The 22,600-nt window shown below is 66.6% G+C and carries 23 protein-coding genes; 9 read left to right on the top strand and 14 right to left on the bottom strand.

Annotated features, from left to right (window positions below; genetic code table 11):
• The first annotated feature begins 32 nt into the window (after nucleotides 1-32).
• Nucleotides 33-782 (top strand): VIT1/CCC1 transporter family protein, encoded by a 750-nt coding sequence (locus tag G6N66_RS04650; protein ID WP_085231432.1) that lies wholly within the window; start codon nucleotides 33-35, stop codon nucleotides 780-782.
• An 11-nt stretch (nucleotides 783-793) separates the two neighbouring features.
• Here the strand turns inward: G6N66_RS04650 and G6N66_RS04645 are convergent, their stop codons facing one another.
• The 4 genes from G6N66_RS04645 to G6N66_RS04630 form a co-directional block, all read right to left on the bottom strand.
• Nucleotides 794-2,533, bottom strand: a complete 1,740-nt coding sequence (locus tag G6N66_RS04645; protein ID WP_085231433.1) for an AMP-binding protein — start codon at nucleotides 2,531-2,533, stop codon at nucleotides 794-796.
• A 74-nt stretch (nucleotides 2,534-2,607) separates the two neighbouring features.
• Nucleotides 2,608-2,844: a hypothetical protein gene (locus G6N66_RS04640; RefSeq protein WP_085231434.1), complete on the bottom strand. Its 237-nt coding sequence runs from the start codon at nucleotides 2,842-2,844 to the stop codon at nucleotides 2,608-2,610.
• Between the two features lie 92 nt (nucleotides 2,845-2,936).
• Nucleotides 2,937-3,383 carry a DUF5994 family protein gene (locus G6N66_RS04635; RefSeq protein ID WP_163645945.1) on the bottom strand — a complete coding sequence of 149 codons (447 nt, stop codon included), beginning with the start codon at nucleotides 3,381-3,383 and terminating at the stop codon, nucleotides 2,937-2,939.
• 363 nt (nucleotides 3,384-3,746) lie between these two features.
• Entirely contained in the window at nucleotides 3,747-4,640 is an 894-nt protein-coding gene (locus tag G6N66_RS04630; protein ID WP_232079206.1) for a BKACE family enzyme, read from the bottom strand.
• Nucleotides 4,641-4,673: 33 nt separating this feature from the next.
• Here G6N66_RS04630 and G6N66_RS04625 point away from each other — a divergent pair, with 33 nt between their 5' ends.
• The 3 genes from G6N66_RS04625 to G6N66_RS04615 are packed head-to-tail and all read left to right on the top strand — an operon-like array spanning nucleotide 4,674 to nucleotide 7,646.
• On the top strand, nucleotides 4,674-5,621 hold the full coding sequence (locus G6N66_RS04625) for a hypothetical protein (protein ID WP_139825057.1): 948 nt from the start codon (nucleotides 4,674-4,676) through the stop codon (nucleotides 5,619-5,621).
• The gene (locus tag G6N66_RS04620) at nucleotides 5,614-6,396 is read left to right on the top strand and encodes an alpha/beta fold hydrolase (protein WP_085231437.1); all 783 of its coding nucleotides are present in this window, start codon (nucleotides 5,614-5,616) and stop codon (nucleotides 6,394-6,396) included. The genes G6N66_RS04625 and G6N66_RS04620 overlap by 8 nt, the downstream gene beginning before the upstream one ends.
• Before the next feature lie 11 nt (nucleotides 6,397-6,407).
• Nucleotides 6,408-7,646 carry an FAD-dependent oxidoreductase gene (locus G6N66_RS04615; RefSeq protein WP_085231438.1) on the top strand — a complete coding sequence of 413 codons (1,239 nt, stop codon included), beginning with the start codon at nucleotides 6,408-6,410 and terminating at the stop codon, nucleotides 7,644-7,646.
• On the opposite strand, the gene G6N66_RS04610 is transcribed toward G6N66_RS04615, so the two are convergent.
• A complete protein-coding gene (locus G6N66_RS04610; protein ID WP_085231439.1) occupies nucleotides 7,643-8,791 on the bottom strand; it encodes a zinc-binding dehydrogenase in 1,149 nt (382 codons plus the stop codon). The two genes, G6N66_RS04615 and G6N66_RS04610, sit on opposite strands and share 4 nt — an antisense overlap.
• Nucleotides 8,792-8,911: 120 nt before the next feature.
• Here G6N66_RS04610 and G6N66_RS04605 point away from each other — a divergent pair, with 120 nt between their 5' ends.
• On the top strand, nucleotides 8,912-9,655 hold the full coding sequence (locus G6N66_RS04605; protein ID WP_085231440.1) for an SDR family NAD(P)-dependent oxidoreductase: 744 nt from the start codon (nucleotides 8,912-8,914) through the stop codon (nucleotides 9,653-9,655).
• A 7-nt stretch (nucleotides 9,656-9,662) separates the two neighbouring features.
• Nucleotides 9,663-10,529 carry an ABC transporter substrate-binding protein gene (locus G6N66_RS04600; protein ID WP_085231441.1) on the top strand — a complete coding sequence of 289 codons (867 nt, stop codon included), beginning with the start codon at nucleotides 9,663-9,665 and terminating at the stop codon, nucleotides 10,527-10,529.
• A gap of 71 nt (nucleotides 10,530-10,600) precedes the next feature.
• Here the strand turns inward: G6N66_RS04600 and G6N66_RS04595 are convergent, their stop codons facing one another.
• The 5 genes from G6N66_RS04595 to G6N66_RS28960 form a co-directional block, all read right to left on the bottom strand.
• Nucleotides 10,601-11,890 carry a fatty acid desaturase family protein gene (locus G6N66_RS04595; protein WP_085231442.1) on the bottom strand — a complete coding sequence of 430 codons (1,290 nt, stop codon included), beginning with the start codon at nucleotides 11,888-11,890 and terminating at the stop codon, nucleotides 10,601-10,603.
• Between the two features lie 81 nt (nucleotides 11,891-11,971).
• Nucleotides 11,972-13,114, bottom strand: coding sequence for a ferredoxin reductase (locus tag G6N66_RS04590; protein ID WP_085231443.1), 1,143 nt, complete (start codon nucleotides 13,112-13,114; stop codon nucleotides 11,972-11,974).
• Nucleotides 13,115-13,188: 74 nt separating this feature from the next.
• Nucleotides 13,189-13,692: a DUF6912 family protein gene (locus G6N66_RS04585; protein ID WP_139825058.1), complete on the bottom strand. Its 504-nt coding sequence runs from the start codon at nucleotides 13,690-13,692 to the stop codon at nucleotides 13,189-13,191.
• A complete protein-coding gene (gene ppk2 / locus G6N66_RS04580) occupies nucleotides 13,689-14,552 on the bottom strand; it encodes a polyphosphate kinase 2 (RefSeq protein WP_085231444.1) in 864 nt (287 codons plus the stop codon). Before ppk2 ends, G6N66_RS04585 begins: the two co-directional genes overlap by 4 nt.
• 35 nt (nucleotides 14,553-14,587) lie before the next feature.
• Nucleotides 14,588-16,009 carry a WS/DGAT/MGAT family O-acyltransferase gene (locus G6N66_RS28960; protein ID WP_085231445.1) on the bottom strand — a complete coding sequence of 474 codons (1,422 nt, stop codon included), beginning with the start codon at nucleotides 16,007-16,009 and terminating at the stop codon, nucleotides 14,588-14,590.
• A gap of 225 nt (nucleotides 16,010-16,234) precedes the next feature.
• Here G6N66_RS28960 and G6N66_RS04570 point away from each other — a divergent pair, with 225 nt between their 5' ends.
• Nucleotides 16,235-16,750, top strand: coding sequence for an Rv3235 family protein (locus G6N66_RS04570; RefSeq protein ID WP_085231560.1), 516 nt, complete (start codon nucleotides 16,235-16,237; stop codon nucleotides 16,748-16,750).
• A 4-nt stretch (nucleotides 16,751-16,754) separates the two neighbouring features.
• Here G6N66_RS04570 and G6N66_RS04565 read toward each other — a convergent pair whose 3' ends face one another.
• Nucleotides 16,755-17,912, bottom strand: coding sequence for a cation:proton antiporter (locus G6N66_RS04565; RefSeq protein WP_085231446.1), 1,158 nt, complete (start codon nucleotides 17,910-17,912; stop codon nucleotides 16,755-16,757).
• A gap of 4 nt (nucleotides 17,913-17,916) precedes the next feature.
• Nucleotides 17,917-18,399: a cation:proton antiporter regulatory subunit gene (locus G6N66_RS04560; protein WP_085231447.1), complete on the bottom strand. Its 483-nt coding sequence runs from the start codon at nucleotides 18,397-18,399 to the stop codon at nucleotides 17,917-17,919.
• A 266-nt stretch (nucleotides 18,400-18,665) separates the two neighbouring features.
• On the opposite strand from G6N66_RS04560, the gene G6N66_RS29300 reads away from it, so the two are divergent.
• Nucleotides 18,666-18,968: an SRPBCC family protein gene (locus tag G6N66_RS29300; protein ID WP_232079205.1), complete on the top strand. Its 303-nt coding sequence runs from the start codon at nucleotides 18,666-18,668 to the stop codon at nucleotides 18,966-18,968.
• 124 nt (nucleotides 18,969-19,092) lie between these two features.
• Here G6N66_RS29300 and mddA read toward each other — a convergent pair whose 3' ends face one another.
• Entirely contained in the window at nucleotides 19,093-19,848 is a 756-nt protein-coding gene (gene mddA / locus G6N66_RS04550) for a methanethiol S-methyltransferase (RefSeq protein ID WP_085231448.1), read from the bottom strand.
• Between the two features lie 197 nt (nucleotides 19,849-20,045).
• Between mddA and G6N66_RS04545 the strand changes: the two genes are divergently transcribed.
• Nucleotides 20,046-21,764: an ABC transporter ATP-binding protein/permease gene (locus G6N66_RS04545; protein ID WP_085231561.1), complete on the top strand. Its 1,719-nt coding sequence runs from the start codon at nucleotides 20,046-20,048 to the stop codon at nucleotides 21,762-21,764.
• A gap of 50 nt (nucleotides 21,765-21,814) precedes the next feature.
• On the opposite strand, the gene G6N66_RS04540 is transcribed toward G6N66_RS04545, so the two are convergent.
• Nucleotides 21,815-22,591 carry an adenylate/guanylate cyclase domain-containing protein gene (locus tag G6N66_RS04540; RefSeq protein ID WP_139825059.1) on the bottom strand — a complete coding sequence of 259 codons (777 nt, stop codon included), beginning with the start codon at nucleotides 22,589-22,591 and terminating at the stop codon, nucleotides 21,815-21,817.
• Nucleotides 22,592-22,600 lie beyond the last annotated feature (9 nt).

Here is a 22,600-nt window from a genome sequence, read left to right as displayed (position 1 = left end):
GCAGCGTGCGAATTTGCGCTTGGCTGGGCGGCATGGGCGACGAGCAGCAACGATCAAATGCCGCGGCGAATGACGACACCACGCACACCGCCGAGCCACACGCCCGTCACAGCACCGGCCGGCTGAATCGCTTGCGCGCGGCGGTGCTTGGTGCCAACGACGGCATCGTCTCGGTGGCCGGCATCGTGGTCGGCGTGGCCGGGGCCACCCCGCTGCGCGGTCCGATCTTCACCGCCGGGCTGGCGGCCGTGGCGGCCGGCGCGGTGTCGATGGCCCTGGGCGAATTCGTGTCGGTTTCCAGCCAGCGTGACAGCGAGACGGCCCAATTGGCGATCGAGCGAAATGAGTTGCGGCACATACCCGATGCCGAATTGGCCGAACTCACCGCGATCTACCGAAGGCGAGGCCTTTCGGCGCAGACCGCGGCGCAGGTGGCCAGGGAGCTGACCGCGCACGACGCGTTGACGGCCCACGCCCAGGCCGAGCTCAACATCAATCCCGACGACTTGGCCAACCCCTGGCAGGCCGCGGCGGCGTCGGCCACCTCGTTCGTCATCGGGGCGCTGCTGCCGCTCGTGGCTATCCTGTTGCCTCCCACCGCGTGGCGGGTCCCAGTGACCTTTGTCGCGGTGCTCGCCGCCCTGGCGCTCACCGGGGCGCTCAGCGCCCAGATCGGCGGGGCAAAAGTTTGGCGCGCGGTACTGCGCGTCGTCGTCGGCGGCGCGGCAGGACTCGCGTTTACCTACGGCATCGGGCATCTTTTCGGCGCCGCCATCCAATGACGAGCCTGTTGCTATGCGTCTAAGCGGCAGAACTCGCCGTCTCGGTATCGCTGTGCACACTCGGCACGCCTCACCTTCCCGCTTGTGGTGATGGGAATCGAGCCGGGAGACACCATGACGAGGTCCGCCACGCTCAGGCCGTGCGAGGTCGATATCGCCGAGATGACTTCGCGTTTGACGATGCCCAGCCTGCCCGACGCGTCTTGCTCAGACTCGCCCCACATCTTGAGTTCGATGATGGCCACCAGCTGCTCGATATCATGGTCGGGAACCGCGATCGCCACGCACCGGCCGCGGGTGATCTCCTGGATCGTCGCCTCGATGTCGTCGGGAGAATGGTTGCGCCCGTAGACGATCAACAGATCCTTGATGCGGCCGATGACGAATAGGTCGCCCTCCGAGACGAAGCCCAGGTCTCCGGTTCGCAGCCAAGGCCCTTCCGGCGTCCCGGGCGATGGAGCGAGAAGCGTTCCGCCGAAGGTGCGTTCGGTCTCGGTCGGCCTGTTCCAATAGCCGTCGGTGACGTTGTCGCCGTGCACCCAGATCTCGGCGACCGTTCCTTCCGGACACTCGGTCTGGGTCTCCGGATCGACGATCCGCACGGCCGGCGACGGCAGCAAGCGGTAACTGACCAGCGCCGTCCCGTCCGGTCCTGGACAACGCTTGGCATTGCCGGCGGAAAGTTCGTCGGAGTCGAAGTGAACGACCTTCGGTGGCTCACCGGCGCTGCTGGCCGCCACGTACACCGTCGCTTCCGCCAGCCCGTAGGAGGGGCGTAACGCCTCGGCGCGCAGGTTGAATCGGCCAAACCGGTCGGCGAAGCGTTTCAGCGTTGCGGGATGTACTCGTTCGCTGCCGCTGATGATGCTGTGCACGCCGCCGAGATCAAGCCCGGCCATGTCGTCGTCTGATGTCTTGCGTGCCGTCAATTCGTAGGCGAAGTTCGGTGCCGCCGAGAAGACGTGAGAGTTGCTGGCCATCAACTGAATCCACCGAGCCGGACGCTGCAGGAACGCCATCGGGCTGGTGAGCACGGCCCGAAACCCGCCGAGGATCGGCGCGCAAACACCCAGAAATAGGCCCATGTCGTGATAGAACGGCAGCCACGACACGACAGTCGAGTCCACTGGCGCGACGCCGCCGCGGTCGGCGAAGTAGCCGGCCATCAGCTGCGAGAAATTGGCGAGCAGGTTCTGATAGGACATCATGACCCCGGCCGGTTGGCGGGTCGACCCGGACGTGTACTGCAAGTACGCGGTGGCCGGATAGTCATCGTCACGGGCTTCGTCTTGTCGGCGAGCATCCCGATCGAGCCGATCCACTTCGATGATCGATGGTGCGGATTCACCGGGAGCCGCGGAAACGTGCGCGACGACATCGCCCATGGCCACAGCTGTCGTGAGGATGACAGTCGGTGACGCGTCGCGCAGGACGGAAACAACGCGTTCGTCGCTGGCGCCACCCAGCGGCACCAGCAGCGGAACCGCGACAAGCCTGGCCTGCAATGCGCCCAGAAAAGCAACGATGTAGTCAATGCCCTGCGGCGCCAATATCAAAGCGCGGTCGCCAGCCGATGCGCAAAGCCTGAGTTCATGTGCGACGTTCAGCACTCGCCGGTACAACTGCAACCAAGTCAGGGTTTCGCCAGCACCGGCCCAATCCTGCTCGTAATCAATGAAAGTGAACGCCGTGCCATCAGGCTGCAGATTGACGCACTGGCGCAACATTGCAGGAAGGGACTGCTTCGTCAAGGAAATACCACCTCTTGGGATGCTGGACTAGTGGGCGCCGGGATTAGGCGCCCAGAAAGCTCTCGACGTTGTGACTACTTTTTGACGTACCTGCGCACTAAGTCGTCTTCGCCAAACGTGCCCGTGTGCTGCAAGCCCTCGGTATCGCGGCTGAAGAATGTCCACTGCCGCGGAGCCGTCTGCGGCCCGCCGATCAGCTTGACGGTGCAGCGCCGGCCGCTGGGACGAGTCGTGCCGATGATGTCACCGACCCGAATGTGCGACGGATGCACCTGCGGTGCATCCCACCAGTCCTGTTCAGTCTTATCCACTCATCCTCGCTTCGGTATGGCCGCCGTGGCGGCGAAATGGCTTGCGGTCAGTTCGGTCATTGACGCGGAAAATCTTTCGGGGACGGTCACGCTCATGACCGGCCCCGAGCCGCGGCAACGGCACGTTGCAGCTGGGCGGCCCGCAAAATCGAGCCCGCGGTGCGAAACGCGGGTTTGTCGCGGTCAGCGATGTCAATCGGCAAATTGGCGGCGCAGCGCATCAGCATGATGGCCAGCGCGCTGTGCGTCGCGTACGAGATGACCAGCAGGTTAGCGACATGATCCGTGCCGCAGAGCGTCATGACGTGCTGGCGCTTGTGTTCCCATCCCCGCCAGTTCAGGTCGGGTGGCCGTTGCAGCGGCGACCAGTTCACATTGATCGAGTTGATGTCACCGAGCAAGGGAGTCAGGGCCGCGACAAGATTCGGCAACTCATTGGTGATGCGATCTGCGTGTGGCCACCACGCGCCGTCGATCTCGTGCCCGAGCTGGGCAGACACCGATAGCCGGACGGAGTTCGCTTGGCATCTTCGCACCATCGGATAGGTCATCGTCGCGCCGTAGCTGGGACCGCACTATCCACGGGTAGCTTCCTTCGCGGTCGGCAGGGCGTCTGCCCGCAGGCGCGGGACAGGCGGAGAAATCACATTGCCCGTAGAGATCACCCGCAGCGAAGCGTGGGAACCAGTGCTGACAACGAAAAGGCTCACACGCGAGCGTACGCCACCCGCGGCGCGCTGAACTGACATCCACCGCAATTGCGGGGCACCCAACGGTATGCCGGCGGCAAACATCGGCAATCCGCGGGTCAACTAGGCGGTGGACAGGGCTCGACGCTGCCGTTTTAACGACGAGGCTGCACGCCTTCGTCCACCTTCGACGTGCTAAACGCAGCCAATCTGCTAGCTCGTCGCAAGACGCACGGTACGCCCAGGTAAACCAAGGATTTCTGCGGCCTGCTCGGGCGTCGCCACGGAGCGACCGACTTGGCGGCAAAGATCCGCCGCTTCGGTCACGAGCTCGCGATTGGTCGGGGTGCGGTCCCCGCCGTAAAACTCGAGCCCCACGTGGAGGTGCCCGCCGCGTTCGAGGGCCAATTTGGCGACGGGATGTGCGCAGAGGTCGCCGCCGACGATCGATGCAGCCCACGGAATGTCGCATCCGTCAAGCAATTCCAAGTACGCGTCAAGGGCTCGCTCCGTCGGGGGCAAACCGAAAGGCGCTCCCAGGTAACCGCGTTCGGTCGCGAAGTACAGCTTGATCATCGCCCCCTGCGGCAGCAGGCCCGCGCGCCACCACGCGAGAGTGGCCCGCAGAAACCCGGGTTCGTAGATGGCCAGGCTGGGGCCGAGTTTCGCCTCGCGGCAGATGTCGAAGGCCCGGCGGATCGAATCGAAGGAGTTGGCGTAGACCAACGGACCCGCGGGTACGCCGTCGGCGTCGGTGCCGCCGAGGTTGACCGACCCGGGGTCGGTGAGCCCGACGCGCAGACCGGCCGCGGCCAGCGGCACGAGGTGTTCGTAGGAGATCGCCGATCCCTGCTCGAAGTGGACCGTCGGATACAGCAGGGCGTCCGGTCGGGCAGCGAGCACCGGGCGCCACGCCTCCAGATAGCGCTCCGCGGCCTGTTCCACGGTCAGGCCGTAGCGGTCGATGTGATTGTGGATGATGGCCGCGCCGGCCTCGATGCAGCCGAGGGCATCGGCGACGATCTCCGCCGGCTCGACGGGCACGTGCGGATTGGTCGCCTTCGACGTCACGCCGTTGATGGCGCACTCAATGATGACGGGGTTCACCCCGATGAGAGTATCGAACGACGGAGGTACATCATGGCGACAGCAAAACTAGGGCCGGTGACCGTCGCGCCGTTGCGTGTCCAGCCGGCCTACGCCGATCGCGAAGCCGTTCGGCGCACCATTCTCGAGCACGCTCCGTACCCCATGATGATTGCCGGCGCGGGATACAGCGAGATGATGCAATCGGCGCCCCTGGAGCCGTGGTTCCGGACTACCTGGGCAGCCGACGCCGACCCTCGCGATGAGTCGATCCACGCTCTGATCCATGACCCCCGGTTCATCGAGGGAGCTGGAAACCTCTTCGGCGCCAAGGTGATTCGCCCTCAGCGTCTTGTGGTGAACGTGATGGGTCCGATGGCGGCGGGATATCGCCACGTCGACCTTCCCACCTATCGCGGCATCTCCCCCGAGATTCCGCTGTGGTTTCCCATGGTGATGGGGGTGTCCGGCCTGTTTGAACGCTGGGCGGTTCGCGTGGCGGGCGCGCTCACCTGGTTTTACGACGGAACCGATGGAGAGTACGAATACTGGCCGCGCGGTATCGACCAGCCGTCGGAGTCCGAACGCGGCCCGTTCGGAAACGTCGCGCTCTTCGGTGACAACGATCTGATGTTCCATCAGATCGGCGCGATCGGGGACGCCGCGCGCTTCAAAGATCAGGTCAAGCTGACGGTGCGGTCCGAGATTCGGCCGGTTCAGGACGGCTGGGAGATCACGGACGGCGGCTCCGTCGTCGGGAAACTTCCCGACGAGCAAGTGCGAATCTCGCTGCTGTGGCGGGCGATCACCTTCCGTGACGAACGCGAGGCGCACGCCTACGACCAACACGAAGACGACCTCGACGTCGACACGGCGATAGCCAGATTCTGCGACGACCTGACCGAGCGCGGTATCGCTTTCACGCCACCGGAGGACCCGTTCAACGACCCGGCATGGAGCTCGCTGCTCACCCAAACCTATCTAGCGAGCGCATTTGTCTGACCCCAGCGCGCTCCACTATGAGCGTCTCGGCGCGGGCCCGCGGCTGTTGTTCTGCAACGGATCTGGCACCACGCTGGACTCCAGCCGCCCGATGCTGGACATGCTCTCGGCGCGGTTCGAGCTGCTCGCCTTCGACTACCGCGGCATGGGACGCAGCGCGCCGGTCACCGAGCCGTACGCGATGGCCGACGTGGCCGCGGACCTAGTCGCGCTGCTCGACGAGGTCGGATGGGAACGAACGGCGTTGGCGGGCTTGAGCTTTGGCGGCATGGTCGCGCAGGAGCTCGCGGTGACCTGCCCGGACCGGATCGACCGGTTGGCGCTGATGGCCACCTCACCCGGCGGCGCGTTCGCGTCCTATCCCCTCGAGAAACTGGCGGATCTGCCGCCCCTCGAGCGTGGACTGAGGTCGCTGACCCTGGCCGACCGGCGCTGGACGGCGGAGTGGTTCGCCACGCACCCCGACGATGCCGCGTTGGTCGGCACCCTCGCGGCGGACCTGCCCGCCGAGGAGACCGAGGATCAGGCCCGGGGCCGCATCCTTCAGCTGCAAGCGCGTGCCGGTCACGATGTCGTTGACCGCCTGCACCGGGTGACCTGCCCGACCTTCGTGGGCAGCGGCCGCTACGACGACATCGCGCCGGTGGCCAACGGCCAGGCCATCGCCGACCGGATCCCGGGCGCCACGCTGCACGTCTACGACAGCGGGCACCTGTTCCTGCTGCAGGATCCGGCCGCCTGGCCGGAAATCGAAGCGTTCTTGGCGGGCCAGTAGAGTGAGTGGCCATGACCGCGGGCCGATCCACCACCTGCGCCATCGCCGGCGGTGGCCCGGCCGGAATGATCCTCGGGCTGTTGCTGGCTCGCGCCGGCGTCGAAGTCACCGTGTTCGAGAAGCACGCCGACTTCCTTCGTGATTTTCGCGGCGACACCGTGCACCCGGTCACCCTGCGCCTGCTCGACGAGCTGGGTTTGTTTCCCCGTTTCGACGCCCTGCCGCACAGCAAGTTCGAAAAGGCCGAGTTCGACATCAACGGGCGGCAGGTCACCTTCGTCGACTTCCGCCGCCTGCGCCTGCCTCATCGCTATATCGCGTTGGTGCCCCAGTGGGATCTCCTCGACCTGCTCGCCGCGGCCGGCAAGAACGAACCCACGTTCACCTTGCGTATGCAAACCGAGGTGACCGGGCTGCTGCGCGACGGTGACACCATCACCGGTGTGCGCTACCAGGGACCCGACGGGCCCGGCGAACTAGCCGCGGACCTCACGGTGGGCTGCGACGGCCGCACCTCGACCGTGCGCCGCGAAGCGGGCCTGACAGCGCGTGAATACACGGTGCCGTTCGATGTCGGATGGTTTCGGCTCGACTCCAAGCAAGAAATCAAATACCAACTCACCCCGCGTACTTCACCGACCCTAACCCTTTTGCTGATACCGCGGGAGGGATACTTCCAGGCCGGATGCTTCCTGCCGAAGGGCGGCGAGCAGCAATTGCACGCCCGCGGGTTCGACGCCTTCCGTGCCCAGGTGGCCGATCTGGTGCCCGAAGCCTCGGTGGAGAACCTCACCTCGTGGGACGACGTCAAAGTCCTTGACGTGCGGGTGAATCGGCTCCGCCGGTGGTACACAAACGGACTCTTGTGCATTGGCGACGCCGCCCACGCCATGTCCCCGGCCGGCGGGGTCGGCATCAACCTGGCGATCGCCGACGCCGTCGCCGCGGCACGACTTCTCGCCGAGCCGCTGCGGAATCATCGCGTCACCGCAGACGATCTGGCCGCGGTTCAAAAACGCCGAAACCTTCCCGCTGTCATCACGCAGGCGGTGCAACAGGTGGCGGGGCGCCTCCTCATCCCCGTCGTGCTGCGCGGCAATATCAAGCCGCCGCCGCCCGTCGTCACCAATGCCGTCGCAAGGCTTTTCAGCTGGATACCCTCGCTGGCCGTCATCCCCGCCTACGCCATCGGCGTCGGCCTACGCCCCGAACAGGCCCCGGAATTCGCGCGCCGCAGCCCGGACGGCTAGGGGTTCGCCTGCGGGGTCACCAGGAACTTCTCCCCCGTCGCCCGTTTGAGATAGGCGTGAAACGCATCGGGTCTGAGCATGCCGGCCAATGACACCTCACGGTTGTAGGCGCTGGCGAACGTCGTGGTGAGCTCGGCGGCCACCCGACCCCGCAGCCTGGCGAGGTCGTCGGGTCCGAGGCCGGCGAGGAACGGCGTCAGCAGCCACCCACCGACACCCCAGGCCATGCCGTAGTTCCTGGTGAGGATCGTCGGGCTGGTGTCGAGACCGCCGTAGATGTACACCTGCTTGTGCACGCTCGACCCGTAGCGGGAGTACTCCGCTGCGTCCGCACTCGCCGCTTCCTCCATGCCGCTGAGGATCTGGCTCGCGAGCGTTCCCCCACCGGTGGCGTCGAACGCAAGCGTCGCGGACGTCGCCTTCAGGGCGGCGACAAGCTCGGTCGAGAACGTCGGTGATGCCGAGTTGCACACATGCACGGCGCCGAGCGACCTTAACAAGTCCTCTTGGTCGGGCTTGCGGACGACGTTGACCAGCGGCACCCCGTCCTTGAGGCAGAGCTTGACGAGCATCTGGCCGAGATTCGACGCAGCCGCCGTGTGCACCAGGGCCGAATGACCTTCGCGGCGCATGGTTTCCAGCATTCCGAGTGCGGTCAGCGGATTGACAAACGACGAGGCTCCGTCCTTCGCCGTCGCCCCCTCGGGCAGCACCAGACACGCGGCGGCATGGACCACCCGATACTGCGCATACATGCCGCCGCCCGCGATCCCCACGAGCTTGCCGAGCAGGTCCTGGGCCGCCGGGGATGAGCCGGCCGCCACCACGGTGCCAGCGCCCTCATTGCCCACCGGAAGCGGTACGTCCAGCCGCGCCGAGAGCCCCTTCAGCGCCTCTGTGGGCACCGCTGCGGTGACGCTTGGGCGGTCCGGCGTGCCGGTGACCGAAGCGGTCGACATGTCCGCGCCCGCAACCAGGACGCCCAGGTCCGACGGGTTGATCGGGGAGGCTTCCACCCGCACCAGCACCTGGTTATCGGTCAGGGGTGGAATTTCGACGTCGATCAGTGTGAGCTCGAGTGTGCCCTGCGACGTCACCAATGAACGCAGTTCCAGTGCACTGTCGGGCAAATCCGCTGCGGTCATCTGGTTGCCTCGTTTCTGTTGTGGAGGTGTTTTGATCATACGAATCCGGGGCGCGGGCATCGATATTCCCGCGGACTCGTCTTGTCCTGCCGCCTTTGGCAGGCGTAGGGTTCCGGCTTGATGGATCGTGTCGCGGTGATCACCGGGGCCAGCCGTGGAATCGGCGCGGCGACCGCACTGGCCCTCGCGCAGAACGGATTTCGGGTCGTCGTCAACTACCGATCCAGTGCCGAGGAAGCCGACGCCGTGGTGCGGGCGGCGGCTGCGGCCGGTGGCCAGGCCGTGGCGATCCGGGCCGACGTCACCGCACCAGACGACGTCGCCGCGTTGTTTGAGCAAACCGAACAACGGTGGGGCCGAGTCGACGTGTTGGTGCACAACGCGTTAATTCCTTACGATGTAACGTCGTTCGCCGATCTCAGCTGGGAGCAGCTCGGCGGCAAGCTGAACAGAGAGCTGCACGCGGCTTACCTGGTGACCAAAGCCGTTGTGCCAGGCATGGTTTCCCGGAACTACGGCCGGCTTATCTTTCTCACCACGATCCTGTCCCGCCGGCCCAGGCAAGGCATGATCACCATCGGAACGGCCAAGGCCGCGATGGACCAGTTCGTCCGGTACGTGGCACTCGAGCTGGCGCCGCAGGGGATCACCGCCAACCTTGTCTCGCCCGCCACGGTGGCCGACACGGCGGCGAGCGGGCTGTTGAAGGACGAAGAGTTGCGACAAATTGCCGCGGCCAATCCCATGGGGCGCAACGTTCGTCCCGACGAGATCGCCAAGGCGGTGGCTTTTTTGGCGAGTGAGGATTCCGGGTTCATCACCGGCCACTGCGTGGAGATCAACGGCGGCCTGGCCATGGATTGAGAGGGTTGTGGAAACGATCGACCTGGCCTATGTCGGGCGTGGCCTGCACGAGGAGTTGGTCGCGCACGTCGCCGACCAAGAGGGCTACTTCGAGGATGAGGGTGTCCACGTGGCGATCCGCGACGGGGTGGGCTGGCCGGTGGAACGGTTGCGCCGCGGCGCGGTGATCGGTCTGGGCCGAACGCTGGTGTCGCGGCTGACCGACAGGATCGGCTGGACGGCACTCAGTTTCAGCACCGATCGTCCCTTGTTCTGGTTTCTCGGCAATGCCGAGGTGAAGTCCATGGCGGACCTTCGCGGTCGGCGGCTGGCGGTCCATGGCGCCGCCGCTCCGCCCGGCACGTTCGCCCGGATCGTGCTGCGTAAGCACGGCCTGGATCCGGACCGCGACCTGCACTGCATCACGCGGCATCCCGGTGACTACCAGATGGATTTGCGACGGATGCGCGATGGTTCGATCGACGCCGCCTACGTGGGCAGCACGCTCTCCGCCGAGCAGGTCGCCGCCGAAGAGGGGTTCCACGTCCTGGCCTGGGTGGGCGATCACTTCCAGATCCCCACCGTCGGCGTCGTCGTGGACCCTGACCGGAATCCGCCGAATAGCCCCGCCGTGCAAGCGGTGGTGCGGGCCAACCAGCGGGCGTTGCGGTTCCTCGCCGAACAACCCGACCGGGCCGTCTTTTACGTCAACCGGTTCCTCGACCGGCTCACCCGTGATGAGGCGCAGCAGTTCTACAAACGTTACGTCGGGCCGTATTTCATTCCCGACCGCAAGGTGGACCTCGCGGCGGCCCAGCAAGCCGTTGACAGCGTCGCTGCCGAACTCGGTGTCGCCTCAACCGCGGCCGCCGAAATGTATCAGCCCGCGCGGTGAATCGCCGAACGTGAACGCACGGCGAAAAATCGCCGTGATTTTCGCCGTGCGTTCACGCTCGGCGAAGTGCGTTAGGCGGCCAGGCCGTCCCGCGCGTCACTGACTCGCGTTGCCGCGGCGCGCTTTTGACGCCGCCACGCGCGCACGGTGGCGATCGCGGTCTTCAGCCCGCGGCGACGTCCCGTGGTGGCATCGACGCCGGCGAAACCGGGCTGCAGCTCGGCGAACATCCGCTCGCTGCGGGTCTCCGGCGCGTTGTCGGTGTCGTCGGTCAGATACTTGTTCGGCAACGACAGCTTGGCCAGCGTGCGCCACGTCTTGGCGTACTGCACCAGGAAAGAGCCTGTGGTGTAAGGCAAGTCGTATTTGTCGCACACCGCGCGCACCCGCACCGAGATCTCGTGCAGGCGGTTGCTCGGCAAGTCGGGATACAGATGATGCTCGATCTGGTGGCACAGGTTGCCACTCATGAACCGCAGCACCGGTCCGGCCTCGAAGTTGGCGCTGCCCAGCATCTGCCGCAGGTACCACTGCCCCTTGGTCTCGCCGATCATGTCGGTCTTGGTGAATTTCTCTGCGCCATCAGGGAAATGGCCGCAGAAGATGACGGCATTGGCCCACACGTTGCGGATCACATTGGCAACCGCGTTGGCCGTCACCGTGGACCGGTAGGTCGCGCCCGGCGACAGCACGGTCAGCGCGGGGAAGGCGATGTAGTCCTTGAACACCTGTCGGCCGGCCTTGGCCAGGAACTCGTCGATCCGTTGCCGCGCATCCTCGTGATCCATCCGCTTCTTGAGGATCTTGCCGATCTCCACGTGCTGCAGCCCGACGCCCCACTCAAACAGGGTGGCCAGCAAGGTGTTCCACACCAGGTTCAAGATGTTGAAGCGCTTCCAGCGCTGGTCGCGGGTGACGCGCAGCATGCCGTAGCCGACGTCGTCGTCCATCCCGAGGATGTTGGTGTACTTGTGGTGCACGAAGTTGTGGGTGTATCGCCAGTGCTTGGACGACCCGCTCATGTCCCACTCCCACGTCGAGGAGTGAATCTCGGGGTCGTTCATCCAGTCCCACTGGCCGTGCATGACGTTGTGGCCGATTTCCATGTTCTCGACGATCTTGGCCACCCCCAGGGTGACGGCGCCGGCCCACCAGGCCGAGCGTCGTGAACTGGCGGCCAGCAGCACCCGGCCGGCCACCTCTAGGGTTCGCTGCGCCGCGATGGTGCGTCGGATGTAGCGCGCGTCGCGTTCGCCGCGCGAGTCTTCGATGTCCTGGCGGATAGCGTCCAGCTCAACGGCCAGGCTCTCGATGTCGGCGTCCGTCAGATGCGCGAATGCGTCGACGTCGGTGATCGCCACCGTGTTCCCTCCTTCGCCGTCGTTCGGTCAACACCTACGCTATCGTAACCTACGATGTCGTAAGTTACCAATGAGTAGCTTCTAGATGTCGATCACGCAATCGCCCGACGCGGACGAGATGCAGGTCTGGATGCGAGAGCCCGGCTCCTGTTCCCGGCCGGTCCGCAGGTCACGGACGTGGCCCTCCACCAGGCCGACCACGCACGATTGGCAGATGCCCATCCGGCAGCCGAATGGCATCTGCACACCGGCGCCCTCTCCCGCATCCATCAGGGACGTCGCCGCGTCAGCCACCACGCTGCGACCACTTCGGGCGAACGTCACCGTCCCACCCGCGCCGGCGGGCGCGGCCTTGGCGACGGCAAACCGCTCCAGGTGCAGCCGGTCACCGAGGCCAGCCCCCGACCAGACCCGCTCGGCCTGGTTGAGCATCCCCTCCGGACCGCAGGCCCAGGTGTGGCGATCGCGCCAGTCCGGCACCTCCTGACTCAACCGGGCAAGGTCGAACCGACCCTCGCTGCGGGTCTCACGCACCCGCAACCGGTAGCCGGGTTGATCTGCTGCCAGCGCGCTCAGCTCGGAACCAAACATCACATCGGCCGCGGTGGGGGCCGAGTGCAGGTGGACGATGTCACCAATTTGGTTGCGGCGCACCAACGTTCGCAGCATTGACATCACCGGCGTGATGCCGGATCCGGCGGTGAGGAACAGGATCGACGGCGGCGCCGGGTCGGGCAGAACGAAGTTGCCCTGGGGTGCGGCCAGCCGCACGATGGTGCCCGGCTCGACGCCGGCCACCAGGTGGCTGGACAGGAAGCCTTCGGGCATGGCCTTGACGGTGATGGTCACGGTGCGGTCGGTCCCCGAGTTGGCCGGGCTGGACGTCAGCGAATAGGACCGCCACCGCCAGCGCCCGTCCACCAGCAGCCCGATCCCGATGTACTGGCCCGGCTGGTAGTCGAAGCTGAAGCCCCAGCCCGGCTTGATCACCAGGGTGGCCGAATCTTCCGTTTCGCGGCGGACCTGGATGATGCGGCCGCGCAACTCGCGCGCCGACCACAGCGGATTGGCCAGGTGCAGGTAGTCGTCGGGCAACAGCGGAGTGGTGATGCGCGCGGCCAGCTTGCGCAGGGCGTGCCAGCCCGGATGCCGGTCGGCTCCGGCGACGGTGGGACGGGCGGTCGCGACGACGTTGGCGGTGACCGGCGCGTGTTTCTCGCTCATCGAAGGATCGCTTCCGGTTGGCTTGGACCCGCTCCCTACGGGACCGTAACCTACGGTACCGTATCCAGCCGGCGTCAGAGCAGGTCAAGCAAAAACGGCAGCTCCTGGGTGGCGTACCAGGCCAAATCGTGGTCCTGCGCGTCCCCGACGACCAGGTCCGCGTCCTCATCCCCCAGGTCGGCGTCGTCGATGACCGCGATCGCCGCCTCGACCGCCGGCTCCGCGTCGGAGGTGTCGACGAACGCGGCGACGACCTGGTCGATCCGGACGGGCTCGGCGAGCCTGACGACGGCGTCGTCGAGGTCGGGACGACAGGTGGCGGCTGATTCCGGACCGATCTCCGCGGCCAGCACCGCGCGACGCCGTAGCGTGTCGGGATCGGTCGCGAGCAGGCGCAGCGACGCCAGCGCCGCCTCCCGCAGCGCCACCTCGGCGAGTTCGTCGTCGTCGCCCTCGGCGTAGGCCTCGCGCAACGTCGGGGTCACGGCGAACGCGGTGCCGTTGAGGGGCCACAGCGAGCCGTCGGCGACCAGCTGCTGCAACGTGGCCACGGTGGCCGGGATGTAGACCCGCATCATCCGATCAGCGTGGCCGCGTAGTCATCGACGTAGTTCGACAGCTCGCGCGGCGGACGCTGGTAGCTGCCGCTCACCACCGGCCGGGCCGGCAGTTTGACCTTGGGCCGCTTGACTTCCCGGTAGTCGATCGAGGACAGCAGGTGGTGCATCATGTTGAGCCGGGCGTGTTTCTTGTTGTCGGATTCCACGACATACCACGGGCTGTTCGAGGTGTCGGTGTGCACCATCATTTCGTCTTTGGCGCGCGAATAATCCTCCCACCGATACACCGATTCCAGGTCCATGGGGCTGAGTTTCCACTGCCGCACCGGGTCGTTGAGGCGTGCCTTGAACCGGCGCAGCTGTTCGTCGTCGGACACCGAGAACCAGTATTTGCGCAACAGAATCCCGTCGTCGATCAGCATCTGCTCAAAGATCGGCGTCTGCCGCAGAAACAACACGTACTCCTGCGGCGTGCAGAAACCCATGACCTTCTCCACGCCGGCGCGGTTGTACCAGGATCGATCGAACAGCACGATCTCACCCTTGGCGGGCAGATGGGCGATGTAGCGCTGGTAGTACCACTGACCGCGTTCGCGATCGTTGGGCGCGGGCAGGGCGGCGATCTGAGCGACGCGCGGGCTGAGGTATTCGGTGATCCGTTTGATCGCGCCGCCCTTACCCGCGGCGTCGCGGCCCTCGAATATCACCACCACGCGCGCGCCGGAATAACGTACCCACTCCTGCAGCTTGACGAATTCCGTTTGCAGACGAAACAATTCGGCTTCGTAAACTTCGTTGGAAATCTTGCGTTCGGTGCGGGCGCTGGATTTCTTCTTCTTCGGCTTCGCCGGCGCGCCATCGTTTGTCGCGGTGCTCATAGCATCGAATGTTATCGCCAAGCAGGGTTTTTGGCCTATCGGGACGCTTCCAGCAATTCTTCGAGTGATTGGTTGAGCAGTGCGGGCAGCAGGTCGACATCGCTCATCGCCTCGCGGTCGGCATTGATACCGAAATACAACATCCCGTTGTAGGACGTCACGCTGATTGCGAGCGCCTGGTTGCTCAGCAGCGGCGGAACGGCGTAGGTCTCGAGCAGTTTGGTGCCGGCGATGTACATCTGGGACTGGGCGCCGGGCGCGTTGGTGATCAACAGGTTGAAGGTCCGCCGCGAGAAGGTGGGAAAGCTGGTGGCCACCCGAATGCCCATGGCGTGCAGGGTGGGTGGCGCAAAGCCCGACAGCGTGACGATGGTTCTGGCGTCCACCAGGCTGGCCGCCGTCGGGTTCGATTCGGTGGCGTGCGCAATCTGCGACAGCCGCACGACGGCGTTGCCCTCCCCCACCGGAAGATCGACCAAAAACGGCGCCACCTGACTGATCGCCTGCCCCGGACCGCTGGCGTCGAGCGCGTCGTCGGCATACACCGACAGCGGCGCCATCGCACGCACCGTCGCGGTCAGCGGCACCCCCTCACCGCGCGACATCAGCCAGTTGCGCAGCGCGCCGGTCACCACCGCCAACACCACGTCGTTGACGTCGCAGTCGTAGCGCGCCCGCACAATCCGGTAGTCGTCAAGCTTGCCGCTGGCGACGGTGAACCGGCGATGGCGCGACACGGTGGCGTTCAACGGGCTACTGGGCGCGGTGCCGCGCGCCAGCAGCCGCGCGACATCGAAGACGCGGCGACCGGCGTCGACGAGTTGCCCGGAATTCGTTGCCATTCCGGCGATCGCGGATCCCAAGGTCTGCATCTGCGCGCCCGGGCCCGTCACCAAATCGCCGAGCGCGCCCAGCAGCAGCCGGGTGTTGCCGGGATCGCGCTCCGGTATCCAGATGTCCTCGGGGAACGGCGCCGGACGCCGCACGCGATCGACGATGACATGGCCGATCTCCAGCGCGCTCATGCCGTTGATGAGCGCTTGATGCGATTTGGTGTAGAGCGCGAGGCGGTTCTTGCTCAGGCCTTCGACGAGATACATCTCCCACAGCGGGCGCGACTTGTCGAGCGGCCGCGCGGCCAACCGGGCGATCAGCTCGTGCAGCTGTTCGTCGCTGCCCGGCGACGGCAGCGCCGACCGCCGGACGTGATAGGTGATGTCGAAGTCCGGGTCGTCGACCCACACCGGCCGGGCCATCGGGGCAACCATGATTCCGCGGACCTTCTGCCGGTAGCGCGGTATCTGCGGCAGCCGCTGCTCGACGGTGGCCAGCAGCGTTTCGTAGCTCAGCCCGGCGCGCGGGCGGCGCAGGATGGACAACGATCCGACGTGCATCGGGGTGGCCGTGTTCTCCAGCCGGTACGACGCCGCGTCGGCAGGGGACAACCGGGTCACCATACGGCCTTGTCCTCCTTGTCGATTCGTCGTCGATTCGTCGTCGGTCCGTCGCCCCGACCGTACCGTCCGGGCGAGCCCCCCGCGGGGCGGGTACGCGCCGCGCCCGTATGTGCGATGATGACCCGCACACCACTCGTCTGCCACTCTCCAGCAGGCTGCCGTTTCATCGATGCAGTTGGGGAGTGCACATTGAAGACCCGGGACAGCCGCGACACCTTCGCAGTCATGCCCGTCTCCGAGTACGAGCCGCCGACCCGCAACGTCGACAATGTCGCGCAGTGCCGGCCACCGTCGCACGCGACGTTGCGTCGCCGTCACCCTCGTGCGCCCGGCCAGCGCGGCATGCCGCGCCCGCAGGCCGTGCCGGCTCGGGAAGTCATGTCGCCGTCGATGCGCCGCGCGGCGGTCTTCGCCGACGGGGCCCTGCGCCGGGTGCTGGAAGTCATCGACCGCCGTCGCCCGGCGACCCAGCTACGGCCGCTGCTGGCGCCCAGCCTCGTCGACTCGGTGCTGTCGGCCGGCCGGGCGCTCGCCGGCGGATCGGACGGCGCCGCGGTGTTGCGCCGGATGCGCGTGCAGCCCGCCGGGCGACACGACCCGGACACCGCGGAATTCCGCGCGGCCGAGGTTTTCGGCACGTACAGCCGCGGGGACCGGATCCACGCCATCGCCTGCCGGGTGGAACAGGTGCCGGCAGCGGCCGGCCCGCGCTGGCTGGTGGTTGCCCTGCATATTGGCTGACGCGTCAGGTGGCCGGCCCGGCACCCTCTGGTAGCGGGCCACCGGTGAAGCGGGCCAGCACCGGGCCCGCTATAGCCATAACGAAGACATACGACGTCGCCAGCGCTGCCACCTCAGGGATCGACGCGCCGACCAATCCGATGATGATCAGCGAGAATTCGCCCCTGGCGATGAGCGCCGTGCCCGCACGCAATTGACCACGACGTGCCACTCCGTCGCGCCGGGCCGCCAAACCCCCGGTAGCCACCTTGGTCGCCGCAGTGACCACGGCCAGGATCAGGGCCACCGGAAGCATCGGAAGCAGCTCCTGCGGGTCAACCTGCAGGCCGATGGCGAGGAAGAAGATCGCGGCGAATAGGTCGCGGAGCGGGCCCAGCACCGTGCGCGCGCGGTCAGCGGTGTCGCCGGTCAGGGTGAGACCGACCAGGAACGCACCGACGGCGGCCGACGCATGCAGGGACTCGGCCAACGCGGCCACCATCAGGGCGATTCCCAGGACTCTGAGCAAAAGCTGTTCGGAATCGGAGTGTGCGACCAACCGCCCGAAGTGATGGCCCCAGTGAAACGATGCGGCAAACGCGGCGACCAGAGCGCTGACCGCCACCAGCATGCCGGCCACCGCCTGCAGCCAACTGCCACCCGCCGCCAGCACTGCGAACAGCGGCAGGTAGGCCGCCATCGCGAAATCCTCGAGCACCAGCACAGACAGCACGGCCGGTGTCTCCCGGTTGCCGAGCCGTCGCAGGTCCTCCAAGAGGCGCGCGATCACACCCGACGAGGAGATGTAGGTGACTCCGGCCAAGGCAAGGATGGCGACCCCGTTCAGGCCCAGCAGCCAGCCGGCGACGGCGCCGGGCGCGGCGTTGAGGACGACGTCGACACCTGCCGACGGCAGGTGATGCCGCATGCTGCTGGCGAATTCGGCGGCGGAGAACTCCAGGCCCAAAGTCAGCAGCAGCAGAACAATGCCGATGGGTGCGCCCGTCATGATGAACTCGCCGGCCGCGGCCACCGGCCAGAAGCCGCCTTTACCCAGCGAAAGACCCGCCAGCAAATAGACCGGTATCGGGGACAACGCGAATCGGCGGGCGACGGAGCCCAACACCGCAATTGCGGCCAAGAGGGCACCGAGCTGGAATAGCAGCGCCCCCGAAATCTGCACCGGCTCAGCCCTTTTCGACGATCTGTTGAACGGCGGCGATAGCCTCATCGGAGCCGATCACGATCAGCACATCTCCCGCCCGAAGTGTTTCGGCCGGACCTGGCGAGGCGAGCACATCCTCGTCGCGCACGATTGCGACGATCGAGGCTCCGGTACGGGTGCGGGCGCGCGTGTCGCCCAGCTGGCGGTCGACGAACGGGCTGTCCGGCCCGATGTGAACTTGACCCGCTTCAAGCCCGGGCACTTCGCGAGTCAATTCGGTGAACCGTTCAGCGATCCTCGGTGCGCCCAGAATCTGGGCTACGGCGTCGGCCTCTTCGTCGTTGAGGCGGAATACCGGCCGAGCCTGGTCCGGATCGTCACGCGTGTACAGAACGACGTCGAAATCACCACCGCGCCTGGCGATTATGCCGATTCGGTCACCCGTGTGCGAGGTGAATTCGTATCGCAAGCCGACACCTGGCAGCAGCACCTCCTTGACGTCCATATCGTCAACATACCGGGATCTCGTGGCCAAATCCCGCGAGATGGAACCGATACTGGGCAGCCTGATAACAGTAAAGACGCGCTAGGGTTGCCGGATGGACGGCAACACGGTCAGCGTCGACCGCATCATCAATGCGCCGGCCGACAAGATCTTCGCGCTCGTGGCCGACGCGGGCAAGCACGCCAGCATCGACGGTGCGGAATCGGTGAACCACGCCTCGGCGGCATCGGTTCCGTTGTCGATGGGTACGAAAATTCGGGATCGCGATGCGGGGCCGCAAGGAGACGCTGTTCATCCCGTACCGGACGACCAACACCGTCATCGAATACGAGCCGGATCGCCGCATCGCGTGGCAGACCACGTTTCTCGGCGGTCGCGTCGGTGGCCGCATCTGGCGCTACGAACTCGAGCCCGCCCCGGGAGACCCGGCCGGCACCCTGGTCCGCGAAACGTGGGACGTGTCGCAGGACAAGCAGAAGCGGATGATCACCAGCGGCTCGCTTCCGCAAAAGACCGCGGACGGCATGCGCGCTACGCTGGATCGGATCGCCAAGCTGGTCGAAGGTTAGATCGACTGTGCGCCTACGGTTTTCAGTGTGCGCCTACGGCGACGACACGCCCCGATCGGCGGCACCGTAGACGCACACTCGAAGCCGGCCAATGCTTGTGGCGAGCACCTGAGGCCATCGAAAGCTAGTGCTGGCCAGCCGCTTTGGGCGCTCCCCCGCGCGGGCGCGGCAGCAGCATCGGCACCTCGCGGCGGTAGTCGCGGTATTGGTCGCCCAGCGCGGCCACCAGGTCGCGCTCTTCGAAATGCACCGCGATCAGGATGTAGGTGGTCATTCCGGCCGCGAAGAGCAGGTGCCCCGCCGTCATCGTGGGCGCCGACCAGAACGCGATCAGGAAGCCAAGCATGAGCGGGTGACGCACCAGCCGATACAGCAGCCGGACGTGAAAATCGATGTCGGTGTAGGGCTTTCCGCGCGACGCCAGATACACCTGCCGCAGCCCGAACAGGTCGAAGTGATTGATCAGGAACGTCGCTGTCAACGCCATCACCCAGCCGAGCCCGAACAGCACCCACACCGCCAGCCGACCGGCGGGTAGTTCCACGTGCCAGATCACCGCGGGCATCGTGCGCCACTGCCAATAGAGCAACAGCAGCACGGCGTTGGACAGCCACACGTAGGTGCTGCGCTCGATCGACTCCGGGACGAATCGCGTCCACCACCGTTTGAACCCCGGCCGGGCCATGACGCTGTGCTGGACGCCGAACACGGCGAGCAGCGCGACGTTGACGAGGATGGCCACCCCGATGGGCGCGGACAGCCCGTGATCGACGGTGCGCGGCACCACGATGCCGCCCACGAAACCAACGAGATAGAGGAACACCGCTAGAAACAGCAGGTAGGCGGCGGCGCCGTAGCCGATCGTCAAGTATCGCTTCATACGCCAAGTGTCACCTCGCGCCGGCATTTCGGATATAGGTCATTTGCCTCAATTTTTCGCGCGGCCGGCGCTAGTCAATTCTGACTATTCGCGCCCAAGCCAGTCGATTTGAGGCAAACGCCTCATGCGGGCGCAAAGGCCGCGCACCGATGATCGCCGATGGCACAGCTTACTTCAGCGAGAACGGAGATCGGATCATGACCGAATTGACCTGCGGCGCAGACACCGACGCGCGGCTGGATACCCCGCGACCAACCGAACCGCCGCGCGGCACGCGCCTCGAAGCGATCGACATCAGCCAGCGCGTCGATGGGCGCCAGATCCTGCAAAACCTCTCGCTGTCGGTGGAACCCGGCGAATTGGTCGCCATCGCCGGGGGCAGCGGAGCGGGAAAGACCACCTTGCTCGAGATCCTGGCGGGACTGCGGCTCCCGTCCACCGGCGAGGTTCGGCGCGACGGCGTCGTTCGGCAGAGCAAGGCCGGCTCCGTCGTCGGGTACGTGCCCCAGGACGACATCATTCACCTCGAGATGCCGTTGCGGCGCACGCTGCGCTACGCGGCGATGCTCAGGCTGCCCGCGGGTACCTCGGCGCACGAGGCGGATCGGATCGTGGACGAGACGCTGCGCGATCTCGCGTTGGCCGATCGGGCCGACGTGCCGGTGCGCGCGCTGTCCGGCGGGCAACGCAAGCGGGCCAGCATCGCCGTGGAGCTGCTGACCCGGCCGCGGCTGTTCTTCCTGGACGAACCCACCTCCGGGCTCGACCCGTCCACCGCCGCCGACGTGATGCGCCTGCTGCGCGGGCTTAGCCGACGCGGGGTGACGATCGTCCTGACGACCCACGAGCCGGCGGGCATCGACCAGTGCGACCGGGTCATCTTCCTCGCCCGCGACGGCCATCTGGCCTTCACCGGCAGCCCGGCAGCGGCGCGGCGCTACTTCGGCGCGGAGCACCTCACCGAGGTGTATGAGCGCCTGGCGACCGAGCACACTCCGCAGACCTGGGCGAAGCGATTCGCCGAGAACGGCCCGACGGCGCCAAGCCGCTCTGACCGGACTCCCGTCACGACCGTGCCGCCCGAGGTCAAGCGCCCCGGCGCGGTCCGGCAGTGGTGGCTACTGACCCGGCGCAATGTCGACGTGCTGTTCCGCAACCGGCTGACCCTGGCGATCCTGCTCGGCTCACCGGTACTGGTCACGGCGATGATGGCGACATTGTTCAAGCGCGGTGCGTTCGATCCGGGCGGCCCGGCCGACGTCGGCCCCGCCCAGATCGTGTTCTGGATTGCCTTCGACGGCTTCTTCTTCGGGCTGACGTACGGTCTGCTGCAGATCGTCGGCGAAATGGCCGTCTTCCGCCGCGAACGCCTTGCCGGCCTGAGCGTGGGCGCCTACGTGGCGTCGAAGGTGACGGCGCTGCTTCCGATCTTGGCGGCGGTGAGCGCGGTGCTGCTGGTGGTATTGCGCGCGCTCGGTCGGCTCCCCGCCGTCGGGTGGGACGTGTACGCCTTGCTCTTCGCGACGATCGTGGTCGAGGCGACCTCGGCGATGGCGCTGGGGCTGCTGGCGTCGGCCGCCGTCTCCAACGCCGCCCAGGCCGCCCTCGCCCTGCCGATGCTGTGCTTTCCGCAGGTTTTGTTCGGTGGCGCCATCGTCCCCGTGGACCAGATGGCGCGCCCCGGACGCCTGATGAGCCTGGTGCTATCCAACCGCCACGCCTTCTTTGCCTTGGGCCGTGACCTGGAGCTCGACCGCTACACCACCACCTTGCCGGCCATGTCCGCCTACCGCGCGACCTTCCAGGGCGGCACCGCCGCCAGCCTCGTCGCGCTCGGCTCGTCCGCGATCGTTCTCACGCTGGCCACGGCCTGGGTATTGGACCGGCGATCCCGCCCCGGCGCAAGCCGGCGATGACGGCCGCGCCCCGGCCCCGCGATCTCAATTCAGGTCGCGGGGTCGGGGCCTCATATTGTTCGGGCGAAGACGCTGATCGGCTCTTCGTGCCCCCGCAGGGTCAGCGTGCGGGGCAGCATGCCGGCCGTGAGTTCGTCGGCGACGCCGCTGGCGACCAACAGCTCGCCGCCCGCGGCGTGTTGTTGCATGCGGGCGGCGGCATTGACCGGGCGACCCAGGGCGGTGAAGTCGACCACGGCCCCGCCCACGTTGCCGACGTATGCGACGCCCGCGTTCACTGCGACACCGACGTCGAGCCACGGTCCGTCCGGTGTGCCGTAGCCAACCGCCTCGAGCAGCTGGTGTCCCGCCTCGACGGCTCGTTGCCGGTACCGGGGGCCGCTGATGCCCCGCACGAAAAACGCCATCACCTCATCGCCGATGAGTTTGTCGATCACCGCGTCGTGGCGGAGCAGGGTCTGCGTCGCGGCGCTGTAGAACTGGTTCAACAGCGCGGCGAAGTCGGCGGCGGCGCGGCCGTGGCCGAGCGCGGTGGAGCCGCGGACGTCGGCGAACAGCACCGCGATGTCGACCTCCGCTCCGCCGCGGGGCAGCGCGTCGCAGCAACGACTGCACAGGTTGGGATTCTTGCGCGATCGGCGGAACCCGGCGGCGGCGAACAGCCGGCCGACGGGACCGCCGAATGGGTTGTTGCACAACTTGCATCGCGGCGCCGAGGGCAGGTAGCGGAATGCGTGTCTTGCCCGCAGCAATGACGCGTGCCCGTCGGTGAGCACCTTGTCCCACACACCGGACGACCGCGTCGGCTCCAACAGGTTCGCATACATGCACAAAAT

This window comes from Mycobacterium conspicuum, from assembly GCF_010730195.1.
GTDB lineage: Bacteria > Actinomycetota > Actinomycetes > Mycobacteriales > Mycobacteriaceae > Mycobacterium > Mycobacterium conspicuum.
This window is presented reverse-complemented; position numbering and strand designations above follow the sequence as displayed.

Coding starts and splice junctions, on each gene's coding strand:
- G6N66_RS04545 (WP_085231561.1), top strand. CDS start 20,046: ATGACCGAATTGACCTGCGGCGCAGACACCGACGCGCGGCTGGATACC.
- G6N66_RS04615 (WP_085231438.1), top strand. CDS start 6,408: ATGACCGCGGGCCGATCCACCACCTGCGCCATCGCCGGCGGTGGCCCG.
- G6N66_RS04570 (WP_085231560.1), top strand. CDS start 16,235: ATGCCCGTCTCCGAGTACGAGCCGCCGACCCGCAACGTCGACAATGTC.
- G6N66_RS04610 (WP_085231439.1), bottom strand. CDS start 8,791: ATGACCGCAGCGGATTTGCCCGACAGTGCACTGGAACTGCGTTCATTG.
- G6N66_RS04585 (WP_139825058.1), bottom strand. CDS start 13,692: ATGATGCGGGTCTACATCCCGGCCACCGTGGCCACGTTGCAGCAGCTG.
- mddA (WP_085231448.1), bottom strand. CDS start 19,848: ATGAAGCGATACTTGACGATCGGCTACGGCGCCGCCGCCTACCTGCTG.
- G6N66_RS04650 (WP_085231432.1), top strand. CDS start 33: ATGGGCGACGAGCAGCAACGATCAAATGCCGCGGCGAATGACGACACC.
- ppk2 (WP_085231444.1), bottom strand. CDS start 14,552: ATGAGCACCGCGACAAACGATGGCGCGCCGGCGAAGCCGAAGAAGAAG.
- G6N66_RS04625 (WP_139825057.1), top strand. CDS start 4,674: ATGGCGACAGCAAAACTAGGGCCGGTGACCGTCGCGCCGTTGCGTGTC.
- G6N66_RS28960 (WP_085231445.1), bottom strand. CDS start 16,009: ATGGTGACCCGGTTGTCCCCTGCCGACGCGGCGTCGTACCGGCTGGAG.
- G6N66_RS04560 (WP_085231447.1), bottom strand. CDS start 18,399: ATGGACGTCAAGGAGGTGCTGCTGCCAGGTGTCGGCTTGCGATACGAA.
- G6N66_RS04635 (WP_163645945.1), bottom strand. CDS start 3,383: ATGGTGCGAAGATGCCAAGCGAACTCCGTCCGGCTATCGGTGTCTGCC.
- G6N66_RS04605 (WP_085231440.1), top strand. CDS start 8,912: ATGGATCGTGTCGCGGTGATCACCGGGGCCAGCCGTGGAATCGGCGCG.
- G6N66_RS04590 (WP_085231443.1), bottom strand. CDS start 13,114: ATGAGCGAGAAACACGCGCCGGTCACCGCCAACGTCGTCGCGACCGCC.
- G6N66_RS29300 (WP_232079205.1), top strand. CDS start 18,666: ATGCGGGGCCGCAAGGAGACGCTGTTCATCCCGTACCGGACGACCAAC.
- G6N66_RS04540 (WP_139825059.1), bottom strand. CDS start 22,591: ATGTATGCGAACCTGTTGGAGCCGACGCGGTCGTCCGGTGTGTGGGAC.